The 21471-nt window shown below is 54.0% G+C and carries 20 protein-coding genes and 1 tRNA gene; 8 read left to right on the plus strand and 13 right to left on the minus strand.

From position 1 onward, the window contains the following. Window position 1: 1 nt before the first annotated feature. Both traI and PSPTO_RS05770 read left to right on the plus strand, forming a co-directional pair. On the plus strand, window positions 2–2419 hold the full coding sequence (traI, locus tag PSPTO_RS05765; protein WP_011103425.1) for a TraI/MobA(P) family conjugative relaxase: 2418 nt from the start codon (window positions 2–4) through the stop codon (window positions 2417–2419). 10 nt (window positions 2420–2429) lie between these two features. Next, the gene (locus PSPTO_RS05770; protein ID WP_011103426.1) at window positions 2430–2807 is read left to right on the plus strand and encodes a hypothetical protein; all 378 of its coding nucleotides are present in this window, start codon (window positions 2430–2432) and stop codon (window positions 2805–2807) included. Window positions 2808–2812: 5 nt separating this feature from the next. On the opposite strand, the gene PSPTO_RS05775 is transcribed toward PSPTO_RS05770, so the two are convergent. Further along, window positions 2813–3397 (minus strand): hypothetical protein, encoded by a 585-nt coding sequence (locus PSPTO_RS05775; protein WP_057443120.1) that lies wholly within the window; start codon window positions 3395–3397, stop codon window positions 2813–2815. A gap of 152 nt (window positions 3398–3549) precedes the next feature. On the opposite strand from PSPTO_RS05775, the gene istA reads away from it, so the two are divergent. From istA to PSPTO_RS05800, 6 genes are all read left to right on the plus strand, one after another. Next, window positions 3550–4572 (plus strand): IS21-like element ISPsy4 family transposase, encoded by a 1023-nt coding sequence (gene istA / locus PSPTO_RS05780; RefSeq protein ID WP_002551322.1) that lies wholly within the window; start codon window positions 3550–3552, stop codon window positions 4570–4572. Continuing rightward, entirely contained in the window at window positions 4569–5378 is an 810-nt protein-coding gene (istB, locus tag PSPTO_RS05785; RefSeq protein ID WP_005741073.1) for an IS21-like element ISPsy4 family helper ATPase IstB, read from the plus strand. Before istA ends, istB begins: the two co-directional genes overlap by 4 nt. Before the next feature lie 315 nt (window positions 5379–5693). Continuing rightward, window positions 5694–8150, plus strand: a complete 2457-nt coding sequence (locus PSPTO_RS05790; RefSeq protein WP_235023105.1) for a DotA/TraY family protein — start codon at window positions 5694–5696, stop codon at window positions 8148–8150. A gap of 14 nt (window positions 8151–8164) precedes the next feature. Further along, window positions 8165–8647, plus strand: coding sequence for a Yae1 family protein (locus PSPTO_RS05795; protein WP_057443205.1), 483 nt, complete (start codon window positions 8165–8167; stop codon window positions 8645–8647). Between the two features lie 55 nt (window positions 8648–8702). After that, window positions 8703–8831, plus strand: coding sequence for a hypothetical protein (locus PSPTO_RS30480; RefSeq protein WP_264370964.1), 129 nt, complete (start codon window positions 8703–8705; stop codon window positions 8829–8831). Between the two features lies 1 nt (window position 8832). Beyond that, the gene (locus PSPTO_RS05800) at window positions 8833–9441 is read left to right on the plus strand and encodes a hypothetical protein (RefSeq protein WP_057443204.1); all 609 of its coding nucleotides are present in this window, start codon (window positions 8833–8835) and stop codon (window positions 9439–9441) included. Between the two features lie 300 nt (window positions 9442–9741). Here the strand turns inward: PSPTO_RS05800 and PSPTO_RS05805 are convergent, their stop codons facing one another. The 12 genes from PSPTO_RS05805 to PSPTO_RS05860 all read right to left on the minus strand — a co-directional run bounded on the left by PSPTO_RS05805 (window position 9742) and on the right by PSPTO_RS05860 (window position 21302). Then, window positions 9742–11295 carry an IS66-like element ISPsy5 family transposase gene (locus tag PSPTO_RS05805; protein ID WP_003409202.1) on the minus strand — a complete coding sequence of 518 codons (1554 nt, stop codon included), beginning with the start codon at window positions 11293–11295 and terminating at the stop codon, window positions 9742–9744. Window positions 11296–11312: 17 nt separating this feature from the next. Next, window positions 11313–11672: an IS66 family insertion sequence element accessory protein TnpB gene (gene tnpB, locus PSPTO_RS05810; RefSeq protein ID WP_003409203.1), complete on the minus strand. Its 360-nt coding sequence runs from the start codon at window positions 11670–11672 to the stop codon at window positions 11313–11315. Window positions 11673–12143: 471 nt separating this feature from the next. After that, window positions 12144–12992 (minus strand): hypothetical protein, encoded by an 849-nt coding sequence (locus PSPTO_RS05815; protein ID WP_024421394.1) that lies wholly within the window; start codon window positions 12990–12992, stop codon window positions 12144–12146. Then, window positions 12979–14166 (minus strand): tyrosine-type recombinase/integrase, encoded by a 1188-nt coding sequence (locus PSPTO_RS05820; protein WP_005615166.1) that lies wholly within the window; start codon window positions 14164–14166, stop codon window positions 12979–12981. Before PSPTO_RS05820 ends, PSPTO_RS05815 begins: the two co-directional genes overlap by 14 nt. A 215-nt stretch (window positions 14167–14381) precedes the next feature. Continuing rightward, window positions 14382–15482 (minus strand): redox-regulated ATPase YchF, encoded by a 1101-nt coding sequence (gene ychF / locus PSPTO_RS05825; protein WP_005768873.1) that lies wholly within the window; start codon window positions 15480–15482, stop codon window positions 14382–14384. A gap of 21 nt (window positions 15483–15503) precedes the next feature. Further along, on the minus strand, window positions 15504–16088 hold the full coding sequence (gene pth, locus PSPTO_RS05830; RefSeq protein WP_011103428.1) for an aminoacyl-tRNA hydrolase: 585 nt from the start codon (window positions 16086–16088) through the stop codon (window positions 15504–15506). A 164-nt stretch (window positions 16089–16252) separates the two neighbouring features. Continuing rightward, entirely contained in the window at window positions 16253–16864 is a 612-nt protein-coding gene (locus tag PSPTO_RS05835; RefSeq protein WP_005768871.1) for a 50S ribosomal protein L25/general stress protein Ctc, read from the minus strand. A 137-nt stretch (window positions 16865–17001) separates the two neighbouring features. Further along, window positions 17002–17943, minus strand: a complete 942-nt coding sequence (locus PSPTO_RS05840; protein ID WP_002552145.1) for a ribose-phosphate pyrophosphokinase — start codon at window positions 17941–17943, stop codon at window positions 17002–17004. Window positions 17944–17988: 45 nt separating this feature from the next. Then, window positions 17989–18063, minus strand: a tRNA-Gln gene (locus PSPTO_RS05845). A gap of 38 nt (window positions 18064–18101) precedes the next feature. Then, window positions 18102–18950 carry a 4-(cytidine 5'-diphospho)-2-C-methyl-D-erythritol kinase gene (gene ispE, locus PSPTO_RS05850; protein WP_005768868.1) on the minus strand — a complete coding sequence of 283 codons (849 nt, stop codon included), beginning with the start codon at window positions 18948–18950 and terminating at the stop codon, window positions 18102–18104. Window positions 18951–18952: 2 nt separating this feature from the next. Beyond that, entirely contained in the window at window positions 18953–19570 is a 618-nt protein-coding gene (gene lolB, locus PSPTO_RS05855) for a lipoprotein insertase outer membrane protein LolB (RefSeq protein WP_005768866.1), read from the minus strand. A gap of 4 nt (window positions 19571–19574) precedes the next feature. Beyond that, entirely contained in the window at window positions 19575–21302 is a 1728-nt protein-coding gene (locus tag PSPTO_RS05860; RefSeq protein WP_011103429.1) for a tetratricopeptide repeat protein, read from the minus strand. Window positions 21303–21471: the final 169 nt, after the last annotated feature.

Here is a 21471-nt window from a genome sequence, read left to right on the forward strand (position 1 = left end):
AATGCTGGCGAAGGTGCCCGACAAGCGCAACGATGGAAAGAGCAGCTTTAAAAGTCTGCAAAAGTACATTGAGGAGCGCGACGTTATCGACTCGGAAACCGGCGAGATTACGGGACGGTTGCGTCACAGGCTGTCAGTCGAGACGAACTGTTTAGACCGTGACACTGCTTGGCGTGAAATGCTGGCTGTTGCGGACATGAATGGTCGGGTTAAAGATCCGGTCTACCACGCGGTTATCTCTTGGCAGAAGGACGAGAAGCCTACAGATAGGCAAGCGTTCGAGGCATGCCAAGTGGCAATGGTGGCGATAGGCATGCAGGACCACCAGTTCGTTGCCGCTGTACATCGTGATACCGATAATCATCATGTACATTTAATGGTCAATCGTGTGAATCCTGAAACCTACAAGGCTGTTTACCCAGACCGGGACTTTTACAAGCTCGACAGAACAATGAGGGAGATTGAGCTTAGCCAAGGATGGAAGCATGATAACGGACCGTTTTCTGTTCATGAAAGGGACGGAAACAAGGTTGTAGATTGGGCTAAGAGTTCGGCAAAAGAGTACCGTAAGGAGCAGGCAGAGAAGCGCACACGCCGTCCTACTAAGGTCAAAGATATGGAGCAGCATATGGGTAATGAGTCGCTTTACTCATATGCGCAGGCTGAGCCGAAAAATGACGCTAAAGCAGTGTTACAAAAGCTTGATTCTTCTTGGCAGTCCCTACATCGTGTTTTGGCTAAGCATGGTTTGGAGCTTCGGCCTACAAGTGACAAGATGAATGCGTTCCGAGTGCATAGCGCTGCAGACCCAAGAATCTGTATCAAGGCGTCCGCTATGGAGCTTGGCGGCGGCAAACTTATAAAGCAGCTTGGCCCGTATGAACAATTTCAAACCCGGTACTTTGATCGGGGCGCGGCAGAGAAGCAGACCTACAGCAAGCATCGTCCGTTGCGTGATCCAGCTAAGCGAACAGAAAACCGTGAGAAGCGAGCCAAAGAACGCGCAGAGCTGCGTGGTAAGTATGACGGGTTTGTTGATGAGTGGAAGGTCACGAAAGCCCCGGCTAAAGCTGAACTAGCCAATAGCCACAAGCTACGTCTTAAGTCGCTCACAGATCAGTATAAGGCAACGAGGGAAGCGATCCGAAGAAGCGGGGTATATGGCAATCAGCGTAAAGCACTTACATCTGTGGCAGCGTTTACGGTTGCGGCCAAACGAGACGAATTAAAGGCTTTAATTAAGGCCGAAAATACCAGTTTCAGAAAAGAGAAATGCCCCTCTTATCGGGACTGGGTGACAGATCGTGCAGAGGCTGGCGACCCGGCGGCCATAGCGCAGCTTCGGGGATTTGCCTACGCAGATAAACGCAAAAGCAAACGGCAGGAAGAGCCAGATATTGCAGACGTACAGCGGCCATATTTTGCGGCTACTTCGGATAGCGATCTTGACCCAGCACGGCCTGTAAGGCTTTCTGAGCGTGTTACGTGGACTGTTGATCGGTCGACTGGTGCTGTTAACTATTCGGTCAATGATCGGTTAGCGTTCCGGGATGAAGGACAGCGCATCACTTTCAACCAGGACAGCCGCAACGATGCGGATAGCATCGAGATGGGGTTGCTGCTGGCGAAGGAGAAATTCGGCGCTGTAGCGGTGCACGGCGGGCAGGAATTCAGGGAAAGGGTGCTTGCGACCGCGGTTGAGCGACGGCTGGATGTGCGGTTTGCTGATCCTGAGCTTGAACAGCAACGCAAAGATGCCATCAAGGCCGACATTGACCAGAAGCGTCAGCGCTTCATAGAGGATCAACAGCAGGTCGATGTTATCCGTGCGCAACACGAGGCCAAGAAAGCGCCCCGGCAGGCTGCTATGACGCGAGATGAGGCGCAGCAGGCGCTATCAGCACCGGCACCGGTTCGGCCAGTCCGTGATTATGTTGAGATGGATGCTGTCGAGGCTGATGTGGCTCAGTATCGGTCTAGATTGAATCGTACACACCGGGAGTTGTGGGGTAAGCGGCCAGACCCGGAGAAGGCGGGCGGCTTCATTGGCCGACACATGGCGAAGGGCAAGGCCATGCAGTGGGACAATGATTTTGGCAAGAACGTAGAGCGCCCATCCGAGGCTCGGTGCGATCACTTAAACAGCCATCATCCCGACGCTATTAAGTTTAGAGATGATGCGTGGAGTCAGGCGTTAAAAACGCATGATTCATCAGTAAGTGCTTGGACAAAAAAGTGCGATTATGCGATGCAAACGTTGATGAATACGCACGTTGATAGTGAGCCAGCAGCACCGAATCAGGACGATCAGCGAGCAGCACGGCAGACCGAAGCTCAGCGGTTGCAGCAGCGTCAGGAAGAGCAAGAGCGTGAGCGTCAGAACTCATTGAACCGGGACTCGCCGGATTTGGATATGTGAGGGTGGGATCATGCTCGATAGAATGAAGTACGTGTGGCGGTTCAACCCGGAAACGCAAGAGTTCGACGATGTTTTGCCGCTCATGGTGCGTAACGACCCCGGCGCGTATTACGTCATTCGGGACGGTTTTGGTGACTTGTGGGTGCATGATCCTTGGGGGCGTGAGTGCCATGCGAATTTTGAATATGTAGAGGTATGCGGTATGACATTCGATAGAGAGCAGTTCGACCCGGACGGGGTCGATGGGCAGCGCACAACTGAAGAACCATCCACGAGGTCGCTGTATTATTCGCTCACCCCAGAGGAGCTGGACGACCTGCGTGCAGAAATGCGGCGTGACGGCCAATTGATGAAAGAGCGGCTTGCTGTCTTAGGTAAAAAATTTTAAGGCATCTAATCAGTATCTGATTTTTCGGCGACGCAGCGTGCCTGTAACGCTTTGTAGCGTTCCACTATCCCCCGATAGGCACACTCAAGCGGGGAGCCAAGTTGTTCTAGGTTCGGCATTATGGGCATTCCTATTTCTGGGGAAGCCAATTTTGTCGAAGATGGCCGACCGCGCCCCCTTGTAGGACGATCTATTCCAGCTTTCACCATGGCACGATTGAATGCGTCCAGAGCCAACCAAATAGCGGTTTTCTGTGCCTCATCGACGGTACACGCTTCCTCAGTCAAGGCGGTAGTTGCATACCTCAACGTAAGAGGTAAGGCATCCAGTGATGCTTCGAGCTGCTTACGTCTGAACGCAGCATCATGGGCTGCCTTCCATGCCTTCCACTCCTCGACTTCAACCTTTGTAAGCAACTGGACTGCGTGTTCTGGCAGCTTGGTATCCCATCGGCTGATCGTGCAGACATAGCTTTGCTTTTGGTTGCCGCTCTCGGTCGTTTCATCGAGAAGGCGTACGCAAGCTACGGGGTTGCCAATGTACTGGATACCTAATGTTTTATTGTCTTGATACTTGAGCTTGAATCTCACTTTTCACCGTATCTGCTGGCAAATTTCGGGATGCTGGAGTCTACGTGACAGACCTTGCTAAATAAATTGTCACCGCCACTGTAAAAATGACCCCCTAACGCCAACCTAGAATTGACCCCCCTGGGTAAAACTGGCGGCTTTGAGCTGCCAATATGTTGACCCAGGAGCAGTCTGTGGAAATTAAAGTGTTGGCCCGTCAGGGCCATGGCATCAAATTCATCGCCCGTGAGCTGGGTATTTCGCGTAACACCGTGCGCAAGTACCTGCGAAAGGCCCGGTCGCTACCCAGTGACAAGGTGAGACCCGCACGTCCGTGCAAAATCGACCCCTTCAAGGACTACCTGCACGAGCGTATTGAGGCGGCGCGCCCACACTGGATTCCGGCGACCGTCCTGCTGCGTGAGATCACGGCATTGGGGTACAGCGGCGGCGTCAGTCGTCTGAAGGCTTATATTCGCCCCTTCAAACGTAAGGCAGAAGAGCCGGTGGTACGTTTCGAGACACTGCCCGGCAAGCAGATACAGGTGGACTTCACCACCATTCGACGAGGCCGTCAGCCGCTTAAGGCGTTCGTGGCGACACTTGGTTTTAGTCGAGCAAGCTTTGTCCGTTTCTCCGAGCGAGAGGACAGCGAAGCCTGGCTGACAGGGCTTCGGGAGGCGTTCGCTTACTTTGGCGGCGTGCCCGAGCAGGCATTGTTTGATAACGCCGGAACCATCATCACCGAGCGAGATGCTTTTGGGGAGGGCCAGCACCGTTGGCATCCCCGATTGGCTGCGCTGGCCGATGAGTTTGGTTTTATTCCCAAGGTCTGCCGCCCTTACCGTGCCCAGACCAAGGGCAAGGTTGAGCGCTTCAACGGGTATCTGAAGGGCAGTTTCATTACCCCGTTGGCCGCTACGCTCAAGAGTGCGGGTCTGACGCTGGATGTGGTGACGGCCAACGCACATATCGGCCAATGGCTCGACGAAGTCGCTCATCAGCGGATTCACGGCACGACGGGTGTTCAACCGGCGGTACGTCTGGCCCAAGAGCAGCAGGTACTATTACCACTGCCAACACAGAGCCTGCGCCCACAACCCGCCCAAGGCCTACGCCTGGGACGGGTCCTGCCGTACGAGAGCTTGCAGCATCCGCTGTCGGTTTATGAGCAACTGCTGGAGGTGAGAGCATGAACCTTCAACATGCTCGCCTGACAGAACTATGCAAGGGGCTAAAGCTTGAGCGCGTCGGGGTGGACTGGCCGCACCTGGCCCAACAAGCAGCAAGCGGCGAAGACAGCTTTGCCGACTTCCTCGAAAAGCTGCTGGCTGCCGAGACCGATGCCCGAAGTGAACGCTCTCGACAGGCCCTGCTGAAAACTGCCGCGCTGCCCGCTGTGAAAACGCTGGAGCAATACGACTTCGCGTTTGCCACCGGCGTCCCCCGGGCACAGCTCCAGGAGCTGGCAGCACTGAGTTTTGTTGGACGTGCCGAGAACATCGTGTTCCTGGGGCCTAGTGGTGTAGGCAAGAGCCACCTGGCTATCGCCCTGGCCTACCGGGCAGTGATGGCCGGTATCAAAACCCGCTTCGTCACGGCGGCTGACTTGATGCTGCAACTGACCGCTGCGCACCGCCAGGAACGGCTCAAGGAATACTTCAGTCGTGTGGTGATGGCCCCTGGGTTGTTGGTCATCGATGAAATCGGCTACCTGCCGTTTGGTCGTGATGAAGCCAACCTGTTCTTCAATGTTGTCGCCAAGCGCTACGAGCAAGGCAGCCTGATCCTCACGAGTAACTTGCCGTTTACCCAGTGGGCCGGAACCTTTGCGGATGATCAAACACTGACAGCGGCCATGCTGGACAGGCTGTTACATCATGCCCATATCGTGCAGATGACAGGTGAAAGCTATCGACTCAAGGACAAGCGCAAAGCAGGAACCAAATCTTCTCGGGCCGAACCGGCTCGAAAATATGAACCCGAGGGGGGTCAAAACTAAGTTGGCGATTTAGCACGGAAGGGGGTCACTTTTTAGTTGGCGTTGACAATAAATATTATTATTTATCGCCTATTAGAGATATTTTCAATACTAAAAAATATATTTTCTATTTTAAAAACAATGAGTTGATAGGGCGTTGTCCATAATAGATGGACTATAGTCCATGTCCCATTTTTGCCTGTCTTTTAAAGGATGCAGTGGGCCTATAGACTCTCTCGTGAATTCCCCCGCGAGATTTTCCAGATGGCAGGAATGCCCTTTTCACCGTGTGACACAACGGACGGCGCGAGCAGTTGCTCAGACGCAAGTGTTGGAGTGCTTAAAGCAGTCTTTGGGCCGGTCATTGACGCTTTGGCACAAGGCAATGACCCTGAAACTGTTACTGCCAGCTCTAACGTGCTGGCCTCGATGTTCGTGCAGTACAACTCTGGTCTGCTGATACTGGCGTCTTTATTCGTTTCGTATATCGCCATTGTCGGGGTCGCCAACACGGCTAATGAGGGCGAAGCGATGGGCAAGGCATGGAGTTCGCTTTGGACTCCGCTGCGCATCGTGTTCGGTGGTGGAGTCTTACTGCCCGCTTCAAGCGGTTATTCGATTATCCAGATCATCGTACTGACAATTGGACTTTGGGGGATTGGTTTTGCCAACGGCGTATTCAAAGCCGGTGTGGAGAACGGGATTGTTAACGGCTCGCTCAGCAGCGTGAGTAGCCAGCTTGGATTTGGTAGTGGCGCGAAGCCGAACCCCAACTATCCGTTGTACGACATTCGCCAGTTCGGCCAAGCCTATTTGGCGTCGAGCTGGTGCGCCCGATCCCTCAATGCAATTTATAGGTCGCTTGACCAGCCTACCGCTGTACAGGCGCTTTCCAAGCCTGACTCCAAGGTACAGGACGGCATAGGACGACAGGCTGCGATCTACCTCATCAAAGATAGAAATGCGGCCACCAACCTTGGCGGTGGCACCCCAATTTGTGGGTCGATTAAGGTCTATAGCTTTAGCGTCCCTGCGGAACTGGTGACGACCTCAACCTCTACGAGTTCAATTTTCGATCCTGCTACGATTACCAGCAATAAGGCCGCGATGCAGGCAGTACGCCATGCCACGCTTAACGCCAAGATCGCCGCCATGAACAAGGTGATGGCCGATATTGATGCATGGGTTAACACTTGGCCCACGGATATAACTAAGACCGGATGGGATGCTGTTAAGAGTGATCGCTTTAACTCCATTATCAATCAAGCACAAAATACGCTTACTCAAAATCTAACGTCGCAAATGACGAATGATAAGACGCTACAAAAAATAATGGCGAAGTACGTCGAGGATGTGACTAAAGACGGTTGGGCGATGGCTGGGGGTTTTTATCAGCGCCTCTCTGGAATTCGGCAAGAGATGGGAGCTATGTTTGCAGAGCCTGTTGCGGTTGCAACGCAGCCGAACCTGAACATGCTGCCTAGAGGCCCGGGGGGCCAGTTGGCGTTAAACAGCTATCAGACTGTATATCAGGCAATCATTAGCAAGTCGCTTGATGGCTCAAACTATAAGCAGCCCGTCACGCCCAATGCAGCAGACATTAAAGCGGCTTTAGCGCCGGCATCGCTGGATGATTTGAACATCGATACCTTGGGTAGTCGTGGCGACAGCATTATGAGCAACTTTATCGGCTGGGGTATGGAGCGAGTTACGGCCACGCTAATTGGTACAGACGGTGATGTTGATGCAATTGCCCGGATCAAGACGACTGGTGATGTTCTGGCACTTATGCAGGCATCCGCTATCACAACAAATCGCATTGTGCATACTGCGCTATCAGGCGCTAAAGCGGTAGCTGCTGGGGTTGGGTCAGTATCATTTTTCGGAACTAGTATTGATGCAACTCCGTTGGCTGACACATTGCTTGAATGGGTTATCTATAATTTCTTAAAGCCACTTGTTGAAGTTGCTAGCTGGGTAGGAATACTAGCATTTTACTTTGGTGTTTTTCTGCCATCTCTGCCCTACACCATTTTCATTATTGCCGTGGTCGGGTGGGTTCTTGGTGTTCTGCAAGCAGTTGTGGCTGCGCCACTTTGGGCGCTGATGCACATGACGCCAGAGCGATCTTTTGTCGGTTCGCAGACACAAGGTTATTTAATGCTGTTATCGCTGTTTGCTAGACCTGTACTGATCGTTTTCGGTTTGTTTGCAGCGATGGCAATAGCAAATCCAATCCTGCTGTATATCAGTAAAGCGTTTTGGGCAATGCACGCGGCCAATGTGACCAGTGCGGAATCTTTGGGCTGGTTTGTTGAGTTCTTCCAATGGCGCAACTGGTTAATCATGTATGGCCTGCTATTGCTGCCTGTCATCTACATGATCTTTGGGTTGTCGCAGACTTTGCCAGATGTGGTCTTGAAATGGATCGGCATCGGCATCGACTCTATGGGATCGACACAGGCCACTAGTGAGATGCGAAGCAACACAGAAAAATTTGGGCCAAGCAGCTTGGGCAATGGCTCTAGCGGTGGCGGGAAAAAGCCAATTCGCGGTGGGGGGACGTCTGGCCTTCAACATAAAGTTGGTGATGGTGATGGTGATGGCGGTGGCCGTAGTGGCCAGAGCGGTGCATCTAAGTTGCTTAGTTCAGGCCCGCAGGGGGTCGCCCCGTCCGGGGCTGCTGATGATGGGCCTATCGGATTTGGTGGCGGATCGTTTGCTTCTGAAACTTCACCGAAGACTAGTGGCCGAGATGGCAACGTTAACAATGAAAAGCCGATTATTACTTAAAGGGGACTATAACTATGTCTTATGACTTTAACGCAGAAACCACTGGGGTAATTATTGGCCGCAGGCAGGGTTATCAAAAGGGGCGTAATGAAGGTTATGACGCAGGGTTTGAAGACGCAAATAGCCAATGGATTGAGGTAAACAATAAATGGAAGGCTGGCTATGCCGCATTGCAAAAAGAGAACGCTAATCTTTTGGTGACAATACAAGAAGCAAACTATGCAATATCTAGCCTTTCGATTATTTCCATGAGCACAATGGAAGTATTAAAAAATGCTCCACAAGATACGATCACTAAGCTTGTTTTGCATTACTACGATCTGTCTAAAAATTGGTTAAGCGGTAAACATATCCGAGTGCTGCCTGCTGATGAGCCTGTGCTGCAAGAACTCACGCCCCACACGGTAGCGCTCATGAAAAAATGGTGGGATCAGACGGTAGAAGCCGCGAAACCAGCAACCCCAAATAATAAGGGTGACAGCGATCCGTCGCTGTAATTATCCGGCCCCTGCGGGCCGGTAATTTGTACCACTGACCCCGGAAGTCGGAACCATGAAACAAGGATGCAAGGTAGAAGAACTCCCCTCTCAGGACATCATGGCGGTGCTTATCGCTGTAGCTGAAAAAGTTCTGTCCAATATCTCTGTGAAACGTCGCCATCGTGCGCGTAAGGTGCTTTGAAATGAAGATTGTGAAAACTGCAAAGAAGGCTGCAAAATTCATGTTCTTTTCCATGCCTCTTTCGATCTTTGGATGGCGCAGTATTTCAACGAACCACCAACATTTAAAAGACTTGGTGAGCACGATCAGGAACCCGCATTGTCCTGTGTGCGACAAGGGGGTGATGTTCGTTCACAAAGACGCAGAACCAGACGAAAATGCGATTTACCCATGGACTTGTTCGGGTGGCTGTGGGTTCGGCGTTTTTACCAAGCGCGATCAAAACTCAATCAATGAGGTGCTGATTCCCCTTATTAGTAAAAAGGGTCGTGCCCGCCTCAATGGCATGAGTGAAGAAGAGCAGATGGGCTTGATTAAATCACACACACGACAATCTCGGATGTTTTGGGTATTAGCTGCGCTTTGTCCTTTGATCGCCTTGTACAGCCTCGCAACAGGCAGCATGGCGATGACCTGCATCAGCATCTTGTCGATGGCAGTGCCTTTCTCGATCCTTGCTATCAAGTGGAGCTATCGAGCTTGGCAGGTACTCACCGGAACGTTGTACGTCGAAGGCGCATTCAAGCAGTTTGTGAAGCGTGGACTTTGGCTTCCAGGGGTGGAGGCATGATTGCGCATAAGTTTGTCCAAGGCGAGCTGCTGATTTTAGATCCAGCATATTGGGCCGCACTGGAATACGCTGCCGATCAGTTTTTGGCTCGTGAGGCCGCGTCTCGGAAATCCCGTCGAGACAATGTGATCCGCTCCGCTCGGGCCAAAGGGGCCTTGCCCCTCTGGACGCCCCAAGTCTGCCTTGCGACGCGGCGGGTAGCTGATGGGAAGAGCACCCATCAGCTACCCTTGCAGAGGCTGGGGTCGTTCCAACGTAAGCGATCCACCAACCACACCTACCATCAGATGCGGCTTCCGTTTATCTTGGCATTTCCGGTGAGCAGTTCCACGGCAGCAACGCCTCATAGTCGGCCACCGACTGCGCAAGTGGCAACCTCTCCAGTACGTGGCGCAGCCACGTATAGGGCTCCTGGCCGTTGACCTTGGCGGTCTCGACCAAGCTATAGATCTGTGCACTGGCGGTGGCGCCTTTAGGCGTGTCGCTGAACAGCCAGGCTTTGCGCCCAATAACAAACGGCTTTATTGCGCGCTCTGCCGGGTTGTTGTCGATCGGTAAAAAGCCGGCTTCCACGTAACGCTTCAGCCGACTCCAGTTATTCGCCAGATAACCAACTGCCTTGCCCAGCACGCTTTGCGGCGTCACGTGGGACTGAGTTTTATCCAGCCAGCTTTTCAACTGAGCCAAGATTGGCAGGCTTTTCTCCTGCCGACCGGTAAAGCGCTGTTCGTCGCTGCCGTCTTTCAATTCGCGCTCGATACCGTACAGCTTATTGATCATCGTCAGCGCGATATCGGCACGCCCGGTCTTGCCCTTAGGTTGCACTTTTTGTGCTTCGACAAATTTGCGCCGCGCATGGGCCATACACGCCAAGCGCTCCACGCCCGGTTGTAACGCCAGCGCGTTATAGCCCGCGTAATCATCAGTCATCACATAGCCGCGATAACTTTCCAGCAGCCGTAACGGTACGTCCTGCGCGCGGCTGGAAGTGTAGTCGAACAATACGACTTTATGATCTGGAGGCCCGCTGGCCTGTACCCACATCCAGGATTGGCTGGTCGGGTCTCGATCTGGTTCTTTCAGTACCTGAACGCGGGTTTCGTCACAGTGGATGACCGGGCTTTCCAGCAATCGATCACGCATCAGATTTAACAGCGGCTGCAAATGTTCGCCGCACTGGATAATCCAGCGGGCCAACGTTTGACGCGGGATTTCTATGCCATGTCGGCTTAGCACCGTTTCAAAACGATGCAGCGGCAAGCCGTCGACATACTTGGTGGTCAGCAGCATGGCCAACACGCTGGGGCTGGCCATGCTCTTTTCAATCAACTGCGCAGGCTTGCCGGCTGTGACCGGTGCCGACTCACAGCCACGACAGCCGTAGACTTTGCGGATGTGTTTGATCACCCGAATCTGCATCGGCACGATATCCAGTTGCTCGCTGGTTTCCTCGCTGACGACATGCTTGCGGCAACCGCAGGCACAGGTCAGTTCGTGTTCGGGCAGCTCGTGGATGACTTCAATGCGCGGCAGATCAGCCGACAGTGGCTTGCGCTTGCCACGGCGTGGCGCAGGAGCAACTACTTCCTCATCAGCATCGCCGACCGGGAGCATAGGCTCGCTTTCAGGTTCATTGAACAAGGCAAGTTGAGGGGTATTAGGCTCGACGGTTTGTTCGGACTTTCGACCAAAAATACGGTCACGCAGCAGCTTGATCTGCTCTTTGAGATCAACGATGTGAGTGGCGTAGGCGTCTTTAACTTCCTGTTCGCGCGAGCGTGCTTCGTAGCTCTCAAGCAGCATCTGTTTGAGCAATACGGGATCGTCAGGAAGGTTGTCGGGCAATGGTCGCATGCCCTGGATTATACCCGTCAGGCAACAAACCTTGGAGTCAAAATCTTATGAGGACGGTTGCGCCACAGATCAAATCCATCCAGCAGCCAATTCAATTCCTGAACCGTCAGCACAATGGCTTCGTCGACATCATCTGGCGAGATTTTGAAACGCTCGGACTCGAGACGCTTGAGCCAAAGGCAGAAGCCGTTACGCTCCCAATACAAAATCTTCACTCGATTCCGGGATTTGTTGAGAAAGACAAAGAGCACCGGATCAAAGACCGCCACTTTAATATCCAACTCGACCAAAGCAGCTAAGCCATCGATGGATTTTCTGAAATCCACGGGTTTGGGATAGAGGTAGACTTTCTCGACTTTGGCGTCGGGTCGCATCATGGTGCTGGCTCCTGAAAGAAAACGGGAGCACAGCATCAGGCGTCAGCCAGTGGCTTGAAATGTGGGGTTCGTGGATCGGATACGTTCCAACCGCATCAAGGGTGAAGGCTTCGCCCCGGCGCTCCGTTCATCGGGCAGGCCCGATGAGCCGGTGCGGCGGCCCTTGACCCGGCCTCCACGCGTTGTCCGGCTGATTCGAGATAGCGCCCGAGGGAATATTGGAGCCGGCGTATAAGCCAGCTCATACCGTGCTAGGCTGTAACTTAATTAGTGTCGTAGTCCAATGCTTAAAGAGTACGTCTACTTTTTCTTCTGAAAATAACGATCAAAGTATGATAACTACGCTTGCCTCGTGGGTATTCACCCAAATTTGATCGGGTCGGGAAACTCCGAGCGCGTAGGATGGAGGCGCTTTTGGTAGGGCAATAAAAAACCGGATTACCCTATTGGCTGATTAATATGCCCGTGCTTTCAATTATCGACAGCCCTTGGTTTTCGGGTTGGTTGTGGTTGGTTTTGCCTGTCAGATATATTTGAATACTGTTTATCGTCTGTATGAGTCTCAAGAGCATCAACGGTAAGGGACATGGCGTAGTGCAGCTGGTTAACGTATGGGGTCATTATCTCTTTAACTTTTAAGAGTGCCTTCGTTTGTATGACTGTTTGTTCTACTAGTGGTTTTCCGAGTTTTATGAGTGATACGGTTAAGCTCCAGTCCAAGTTTTTACTATTTGAGGAGTGGAGGGCGAGCATTATGCACCTCATGGCCGCAGTCGCGTTGCCTTGGACGTCTGGTAGATATTGCACACTTTCGTTTGGTTGGACGTAGGCAGATGTTGAAGCGAAATCATTTCTAATAGTTGTTGAGATTTCGTATTCTTGTAGCTTGGTTATCAAAGGCCATGCATATAATGCACGTAACATTCTAGCTTTTCTTGCATAGTTGCTCGTGTCTTCTACTCTGTGTTGAGCTATTGTTTCCAGCTCTTGTGCCATTTTTTTTAGGTTTGTAGTCCGTTCGCTTAGGTCTGATTTATCAGAGTTTGTGAGGTTGAATACGTCAATGTCATGTTTGTTTAATAGCGTTAAGGAGTGTGCAAGTCGTTTAGCGTCAGAAGCTGCTTTAGTCAATGCTCTTAGCCGGATTTGAGTGTCACTTTTGTCGAGAACAATAAGCCCATCTTTTTGCTCTGTTAGAAATCCTATTAAGGATTTCTTTTTATCCGGCGATAGATGATTTAAAGATGGGTGCATTATGATGCTTTCGATCAGTAGACTGCGAAATCTTTCCTTGTCGGCATCGTTGTCAGATCGCAGCATCTGAAGCCTCCTTTTTCCACAGATCAAGCTTGTCCGCCCAATGCTGCATCATTTCTGCTCGCTCAACCATATATATAGCGTGATTGTAGGCCCTACGAACCGAATTAGGCTCCGCATGAGCCAGCTGCGCCTCAATTGCATCAGATCTGTAACCCATTTCGTTAAGCCTCGTGCTTCCTGTTGTACGAGTTCCATGGGGACTATATATCGTTGCCCAACCCAGTTTTTTCAGTGCTTGGCGGAAAGCAGCATCAGACATCGGCTTGTGGCGATCATCTCGGTTAGGAAAAACATACGTGCTTTGGCCGGTGATCGGCTGCATTGTCGTTAGTATTGAGACTGCCTGGCGGGGGAGGGGGAGCAAATGCTCCCGACGTGCCTTCATGCGCTCTTTAGGGATTTTCCAAAGCCCATTGGCTAGGTCGAATTCATCCCACCTCGCCTGAACGCTTTCGTTGGCTCTTGTCAGCGTCAACCACATTAACCTGAATGCCATCTGTGTCTGGAAATGCCCCCCGTGGGAGTCGAAGGCATTAAGTAGATTGCCTACTTGGCCTGACGTAAGCGCCGCTTTGTGTTGGGTTTTGTTTGGTGGCAAAGCCTTCCTCACAGGCCATACGGGGTCGGTGTCCGCTCTGAGAGTAGCGACTGCTAGCTCAAAAACTCCTGACATTGTGCGTTTTGCTTCGGCAGCTACGGTTGGGGCCCCGCGCTTCACGGTTTTATTCAGGATGTCGAGTACATGTGCTGATGTGATGGTGCGAACTGGAAGCTTCCCTATCGAAGGGAAAACAACCCTTTTTAGCATCCCCAGTCTCCGAGATTTCGTCACCGGCTCCCAGCTCTTAAGAGCAAGCCACTCTTGGGCGATTGTCTCAAATGTGTTGGAAGCATCCATCTCCCGTTTGATTTTCGTGAGCTGTCTGTTCTGTACTGGGTTGATGCCCTGTCTGACCAGCTTGCGGGCCTCATCGCACTTCTCTCGGGCATTTGCCAGCGACAGGTCGGGATAATCGCCCAGGGCGAACCAGGAGGCTTTTCCACAAAGCTTAAAGCGGTATCGCCATGCCCGCACCCCGTTAGGTTTTACCTCAAGGTACAGGCCTCTAGCGTCGTTAATGCGATACAGCTTGTCTTTGGCTTTTGCAGCCCGGCAGTGAGCGTCGGTGAGCATCGGATGACTCGGTTTTCACAGGATGCATTCATCGTATACACCTAAAAACGGCTTGTCCAAAAAACATATACACCAGCGTAGTCGCTTTTTTTCTGCATGGTCGTGCAATCGCATGCAACACATAGAAACGCGAAAGCCCCATAGAGTGGGGCTTTCTGAGCGATTTTTAAGCTTTTAAGCTAGCTTATGCAATCACCTGCAATGTTACCTACAATTTACACGTTAAACCTGAAATGCATCACATCACCGTCCTTGACGATGTATTCCTTGCCTTCCAGGCGCCACTTACCCGCTTCCTTGGCGCCGGCTTCACCCTTGAACTGGATAAAGTCGTCATAGGCCACGACTTCGGCGCGAATAAAGCCTTTTTCAAAGTCGGTGTGGATGACGCCTGCGGCCTGTGGTGCGGTGGCGCCGACGCGGACGGTCCAGGCGCGGACTTCTTCGACGCCAGCGGTGAAGTAGGTCTGCAGGTGGAGCATTTCGTAGCCGGCGCGGATCACGCGGTTCAGACCGGGTTCTTCGAGGCCCAGGGCTTCAAGGAACATGTCTTTCTCTTCGCCGTCATCGAGCTCGGCGATTTCTGCTTCGATCTTGTTGCAGACCGGCACCAGCATTGCGCCTTCTTCTTCGGCGATGGCGCGGACTACGTCCAGCAGCGGGTTGTTCTCGAAGCCGTCTTCGGCGACGTTGGCAATGTACATGACCGGCTTGGTGGTCAGCAGGTGGAAACCACGAATGACGGCTTTGTCGTCATTGCTCATGCTTTTCATCAGGCTGCGGGCCGGCTTGCCTTCGCTGAAGTGTGCAATCAGTTGCTCGAGCAGACCTTTCTGGACCACTGCGTCCTTGTCGCCGCCCTTGGCGTTGCGCGTGACCTTTTGCAGTTGTTTTTCGCAGCTGTCGAGGTCGGCGAAGATCAGTTCCAGGTCGATGATCTCGATGTCGCGTTTTGGGTCGACGCTGTTGGAAACGTGAATCACGTTCTCGTCTTCGAAGCAGCGCACTACGTGGGCTATGGCATCGGTCTCGCGGATGTTGGCGAGAAACTTGTTGCCCAGACCTTCGCCTTTCGAGGCACCTGCCACGAGGCCGGCGATGTCGACGAACTCCATGGTGGTTGGCAGGATGCGTTTCGGGTTGACGATGGCCGCCAGGGCCGCCAGACGCGGGTCAGGCATTGGCACGATGCCGGTGTTCGGCTCGATGGTGCAGAAGGGGAAGTTTTCGGCTGCAATACCGGATTTGGTCAGGGCGTTGAACAGGGTGGACTTGCCGACGTTAGGCAGGCCGACGATGCCGCAATTGAATCCCATGGTGTTTCCCCTCGAGTGATGTCAGGCCTTCTGGCTGTGCAGGTTTTTCATCGCCCGGTTCCATTCACCGGCGAAGATATCCGGCAGCACGCCGAGGGCAAAGTCGATACTGGCGTCCAGTTTTTCCTGTTCGGCGCGTGGCGCTCGACCCAGGACAAAGCCGGATACCTTGCTGGCATCGCCCGGGTGGCCAATGCCAAGCCGCAAGCGATGAAATGTGTTCTGGTTGCCGAGCTGCGCGATGATGTCGCGCAGGCCGTTGTGACCGCCATGACCGCCGCCCACTTTGAGTTTGGCAACGCCCGGAGGCAGGTCCAGTTCGTCGTGCGCCACCAGAATCGACTCGATCGGGATACGGTAGAAGCCCGCAAGCGCCGCGACAGCCTGGCCGCTGCGGTTCATGTAGGTGGTGGGGATCAGCAGACGAACATCCTGACCCTGATGCGTAAAGCGTCCGGTCAGGCCAAAGAATTTGCGCTCGGGAACGAGATTGACTCGTTGCGCCGCAGCAATACGCTCAACGAAAAAAGCCCCTGCGTTATGCCGGGTCTGTTCGTATTCAGCGCCTGGATTTCCCAGGCCCACGATCAGTTGTATGGCGGTCACGACAGGGGCTCTTCCTTTGGAGTTGTGGGTTAAACCGCTGACGACAGCGGCAATGTGGACAAAAACTGCTCATTTACCATGATGTAAACTCCGCGATCTCGCCCGCTATGCCTGCTATCGCTCGCGATGTTTCCTGAGCAACTCCCGCGTTACCAAGTAATGAATTACTCGGCAGCGCCTTCTGCAGCTTCTTCGTCTTCATCTTTGACGACGCGCGGTGCGTGGACGTTGGCGATGGCCAGGTCGTTGCCGTGCGCCAGTGCTACGAACTCAACGCCTTTCGGTGCTTTGACGTCGGACAGGTGAACGATCGAGCCGATTTCCAGAGCAGACACGTCTACTTCGATGAACTCAGGCAGATCTTTCGGCAGGCAGGAAACTTCCAGCTCGGAAGTTACGTGCGAAACTTCGCCGCCTTTCTTGATCGGAGCTTCTTCGCCGATGAAGTGTACAGGCACGATAGCGGTCAGTTTCTGACCGGCTACAACGCGTACGAAGTCAGCGTGCAGCACGTGGCCTTTGGCCGGGTGACGTTGCAGTGCCTTGATGATGACGTTTTGCTTGGTGCCACCAACGTTCAGCTCGATGATGTGGCTGTAAGAAGCCTCGTTCTCGAGCAGTTTGGCAACTTCTTTGGCCAGCATGCTGATGGACTCGGGGGCTTTGTCGCCACCGTAGACTACAGCTGGAACCAGGCTAGCGAGACGACGCAGGCGGCGGCTCGCACCTTTCCCCAGGTCGGAACGCAGTTCGGCATTCAGGGTAAAATCGTTCATGTTGTATCTCCAAATTAACCACATCCACCGTTGCGTTTGCGACCAGCGCTCGGGCGGTATGGGCAAAAAAGCCCCGCCCTGACCGGATGTCAGGGCGGGGCGCTTTTCGTCGGCTTGATATCTGCTAAGGGAAGCCCTTAACGGAACATCGCGCTGATCGATTCTTCGTTGCTGATACGGCGAACCGCCTCAGCGACTACCGGCGCAATATCCAGTTGGCGGATACGGCTGCAGGCTTGTGCGGCGGCGGACAACGGGATGGTGTTGGTGACCACCAGTTCGTCCAGCACGGAATTTTCAATGTTTTCGATCGCCCGACCCGACAGCACAGGGTGTGTGCAGTAGGCAAAGACCTTGGCAGCGCCATGCTCTTTCAGGGCCTTGGCCGCATGGCACAGAGTGCCGGCGGTATCGACCATGTCATCAACCAGAATGCAGGTACGCCCTTCGACATCACCGATGATATGCATCACTTCAGAGTGATTGGCTTTCTCACGGCGTTTGTCGATGATACCGAGATCGACGCCCAGGGATTTGGCAACAGCACGTGCACGCACGACACCGCCGATATCCGGGGAAACGATCATCAGGTTTTCAAAGCGCTGGTCTTCGATGTCATCCACCAGAACAGGGGAGCCGTAGATGTTATCTACCGGAATATCGAAGAAACCCTGTATTTGGTCAGCATGAAGATCAACCGTGAGAACACGGTCGATTCCCACCACGGTGAGCATATCGGCAACGACTTTCGCGCTGATAGCAACACGTGCGGAGCGCGGACGGCGATCCTGGCGGGCATAACCAAAGTAAGGAATCACAGCAGTGATTCGGGACGCTGAGGAGCGGCGGAAGGCATCAGCCATCACGACGAGTTCCATCAGGTTATCGTTCGTCGGGGCGCAAGTCGGCTGAATGATGAAGACGTCTTTACCGCGAACGTTTTCATTGATCTCAGTGCTGATTTCACCGTCGGAAAATTTTCCGACAGAGACATCACCCAGTGGGATATGCAGCTGACGTACTACACGCCGAGCGAGATCGGGGTTGGCATTCCCCGTAAAGACCATCATCTTGGACACGCGCAGTACCTAGAGGCTGAGGGTAACCTGGATGAGTATAGAAAATGGCAGGGGCGGCTGGATTCGAACCAACGCATGGCAGGATCAAAACCTGCTGCCTTACCGCTTGGCGACGCCCCTGTAATTGAATCAATCGAGTGTTTCGCACTCAATTCCTGCTACAGAATTTGCAGCTTGCGATGCAACATCGAAATGTTACTTCCTTTCGCTACGAACCCCGTAAGGGTCTCTGTAAGAAGGGCCGAGACTTTATCAGCTTCAGCTTTGTTTGGGAAGGCCCCAAACACACAACTTCCAGTTCCGGTTAATTTTGCTTCGGTAAATTTACCTAACAAATTCAAAGCGTTACGTACTTCTGGGTAACGCCTCTCTACAGCCGCCTTACAGTCATTTCGACTGTTTCCCTTGGGAACGGGGCGCACTTTAATGGGCGCAGTGTCGCGTGTCAACAACGGATCTGAAAAAATTTCTGCTGTACTTACAGCGACTTGCGGCACGAGCACCAAATACCATGGTTCTTCCGGGTCTACGGGGGTCAGAATTTCCCCGACACCCTCAGCAAAAGCGGCGTGTCCACGGACAAAAACCGGTACATCGGCACCCAGTGTGAGGCCCAGTTGTGCGAGGCGATCTTCATCCCAGCCCAACTGCCACAAATGATTGAGGCCCAGCAATGTGGTTGCCGCATCCGAGCTGCCACCGCCGATACCGCCACCCATGGGCAGGCGTTTTTCCAGCCAGATGTCCATGCCCAGGGTGCAGCCGGACTGTTTTTGCAGGGCGCGGGCGGCTTTGACGATCAGGTTGCTGTCATGCGCAACGCCGGGGACGTCGGTCTGCAGGCGAATAACACCGTCTTGGCGAAGCGCAAAGCCGAGCTCGTCGCCGTAATCGAGAAATTGAAACAGGGTTTGCAGTTCATGGTAGCCGTCAGGACGGCGACCCAGAATGTGCAGCATCAGGTTAAGTTTTGCCGGGGCGGGCAGCACCAGTTGTGCTTCAACCATTGTCATTGCCCCAGTTTGCGAGGCTGCCAGTCCTTGATGACCAGCGTGACATCAAGGTCCTGACCGTGCAGCTTGACGCGTTCCGGCAGCCAATAGCCGTTCTGTTCGACGTAACTGAGGTATTCGACCTGCCAGCCATCCTGCTCAAGGCTGGCCAGACGGCTGTCGCCATCGAGTGTCACGTTGCTTTTGCTGTCAGGCGCCGGCAAGCCGCGCACCCACCACACCAGGTGAGAGACCGGCAGTTTCCAGCCTAACTGATCCTGCAGAAGCGTTTCCGGGGTCGGGGCTTCGTAGCGGCCCTGATTGGCAACCTCAAGCGCCACAGCGCCAGGCCTGCCGGTCAGTCGCGCAGCACCACGGCCCAGCGGGCCGGACAAGCGAATGTCGTAGTAATCCTGACGCTGCAGCCAGAACAACGTGCCGCTGCCGGAATCCTTCGGTGCGCGGATGCCGACCTTGCCGTTGATCTGCCAGCCATCAAGGCTGCTCAGTTGCTGTTTGTGTTCGCGCCATTGCGCGGGGTCGCCCTTGCCCTGAACCGCTTCGCGGGAGGTGAGGCCGGCGCAGCCGGCGAGCAGGGCGATGAAGCTGAATACGATTACGTGGCGCAAAAACATAACGTCAAAGGTTCTCTGAACCGGTCAGGCGTCGCAGAGTGCTACGCAGGACGGTGCTGTCGGGTTGTTGTTCGAGGGCCTTGGCCCAGACTTGTCGAGCTTCGCGCTGATCGCCTTTGGCCCACAGCACTTCGCCCAGATGCGCGGCCACTTCGTGATCCGGGAAGCGCTCAAGCGCCTGACGCAGGTAGCGTTCGGCGGCGTCCAGATTGCCCAGGCGGTAGTTCACCCAGCCAAGGCTGTCGAGAACGGCCGGGTCATCGGGGCTGATCTGATGCGCTTTTTCGATCAGTTCACGGGCCTCGGTGTAGCGCGTGGTGCGATCAGAAAGGGTGTAGCCCAGCGCATTCAGCGCCATGGCGTTTTCCGGTTCGCGCTTGATGATGGTCCGCAGGTCTTTCTCCATCTGGGCCAGATCATTGCGTTTTTCAGCCAGCATGGCGCGGGTATAGAGCAGATTGGCGTCATCCGGGTATTGCTTGAGCGCCTGATTCAATACCTGCCAGCCGCGGTCCAGCTGATCATTGCTGGTCAGGGTCTCGGCTTCGATCAGGTAGAGCTGAATGGCGTAATCCGGCTCTTCGGCGCGGGCTTCGGAAAGGCGCTTGGCCGCTTCGGCACCATTGCCATTGCTGACCAGAATGTCCGCCTGGCGCAATTGAGCTGCCAGAAAGTCCGGGCCCGGTCCGACCTGAGCGTATTCATTGAGCGCGCTTTGCGGGTCTTCGCGTTCTTCGTGGATGCGGCCCAGGTTCAAATGCGCTGAATCCACGTGCGCGCCACGGGCGATCAATTCTTCCAGATAACCCGCCGCTTCCTCCCAGGCCTTGGCTTCAAGACAGACCAGTGCCAGCGAGAAACGCAGTTCGTCGTCATCAGGGTACTGCTGCACAAGTGCGGCAAACTGCACTTTGGCGTCTTCCATGCGGTTCTGTTCGACCAGCATGCGCGCATAGGTCAGGCGCAGGCGCTTGTCGTCCGGGTATTTTTTGATGCTTTTTTCCAGCAGCGGGACGGCTTCCTTGCCGCGGTTCATGCTTTGCAGCAGCCGGGCGTGAAGCAGGATAGGCGCGATTTCGCCTTCTTTCGGCGGGTTGTCTTCGAGCAGTTTGAGCGACTGCTCGGAGTCGCCATTCTGCTGAAGCAGTAGCGCCTTGCCGAAAATCAGCTGGCCGTTTTTCGGGTACTTGCCCAGCAGTCGGTCGAAGCTTTTGAGCAGACCGTTACGCGTGTCCGGGTCGGTCTCGGCTGCAGACAGGGCGAGAAAGTCGAAGTGGGTGTCGCCCTGACCCTGCAGGACTCTTTCCATGTACACCAGAGAGTCGTCGTAGCGGCCGGCCCGCGCCAGTTGAATGGCTGCGGCGCGTTTTGCTTCCAGGTCGCTCGGCGCGTTTCTTGCCCAGATCAGCGCGGTTTCGAGCGCGGACTGGTCAGCGCCCATGTACTCGGCGATCTGATAAGCGCGCTCGGAAACGCCCGGGTCCTGAGTCTTGACCGCCTGGGTCACGTAGTTATCCAGGGCGATGTCAAAGCGGTTGCGCTGGCCTGCCAGCTCCGCGCTCAACAGGCTGACCAGAGTGTCCTGGCTGAACGAGCCATAGACCTGTGGCTTCGCTTCAGGCGCCGGCGGCGCGTCTTTCTGAGCGGGCACGGGCTGCGACGAGACGGGGGTCATGGACTGACAGCCGCCTAGAAAGGCAAGAGCAAGGAACAACGCGGAGGATCTATTCATATATAAGAAGGGCGGCTTACCTGCGGTGGGAGCATCATGACACAAGGCTGTCGGCAAAACCCACAGCCGTCGGAAAAACTGATGCAATGCGTGTGTTTGCAGTGTTGCGGGCCTGAAAACGCAGCCAGCAACGAGCGATTGTAGTGGGACAATAATATGCGGTGGTTGT

Origin of the sequence: Pseudomonas syringae pv. tomato str. DC3000, assembly GCF_000007805.1 — a bacterium.
Taxonomy (GTDB): Bacteria; Pseudomonadota; Gammaproteobacteria; order Pseudomonadales; family Pseudomonadaceae; genus Aquipseudomonas; species Aquipseudomonas avellanae.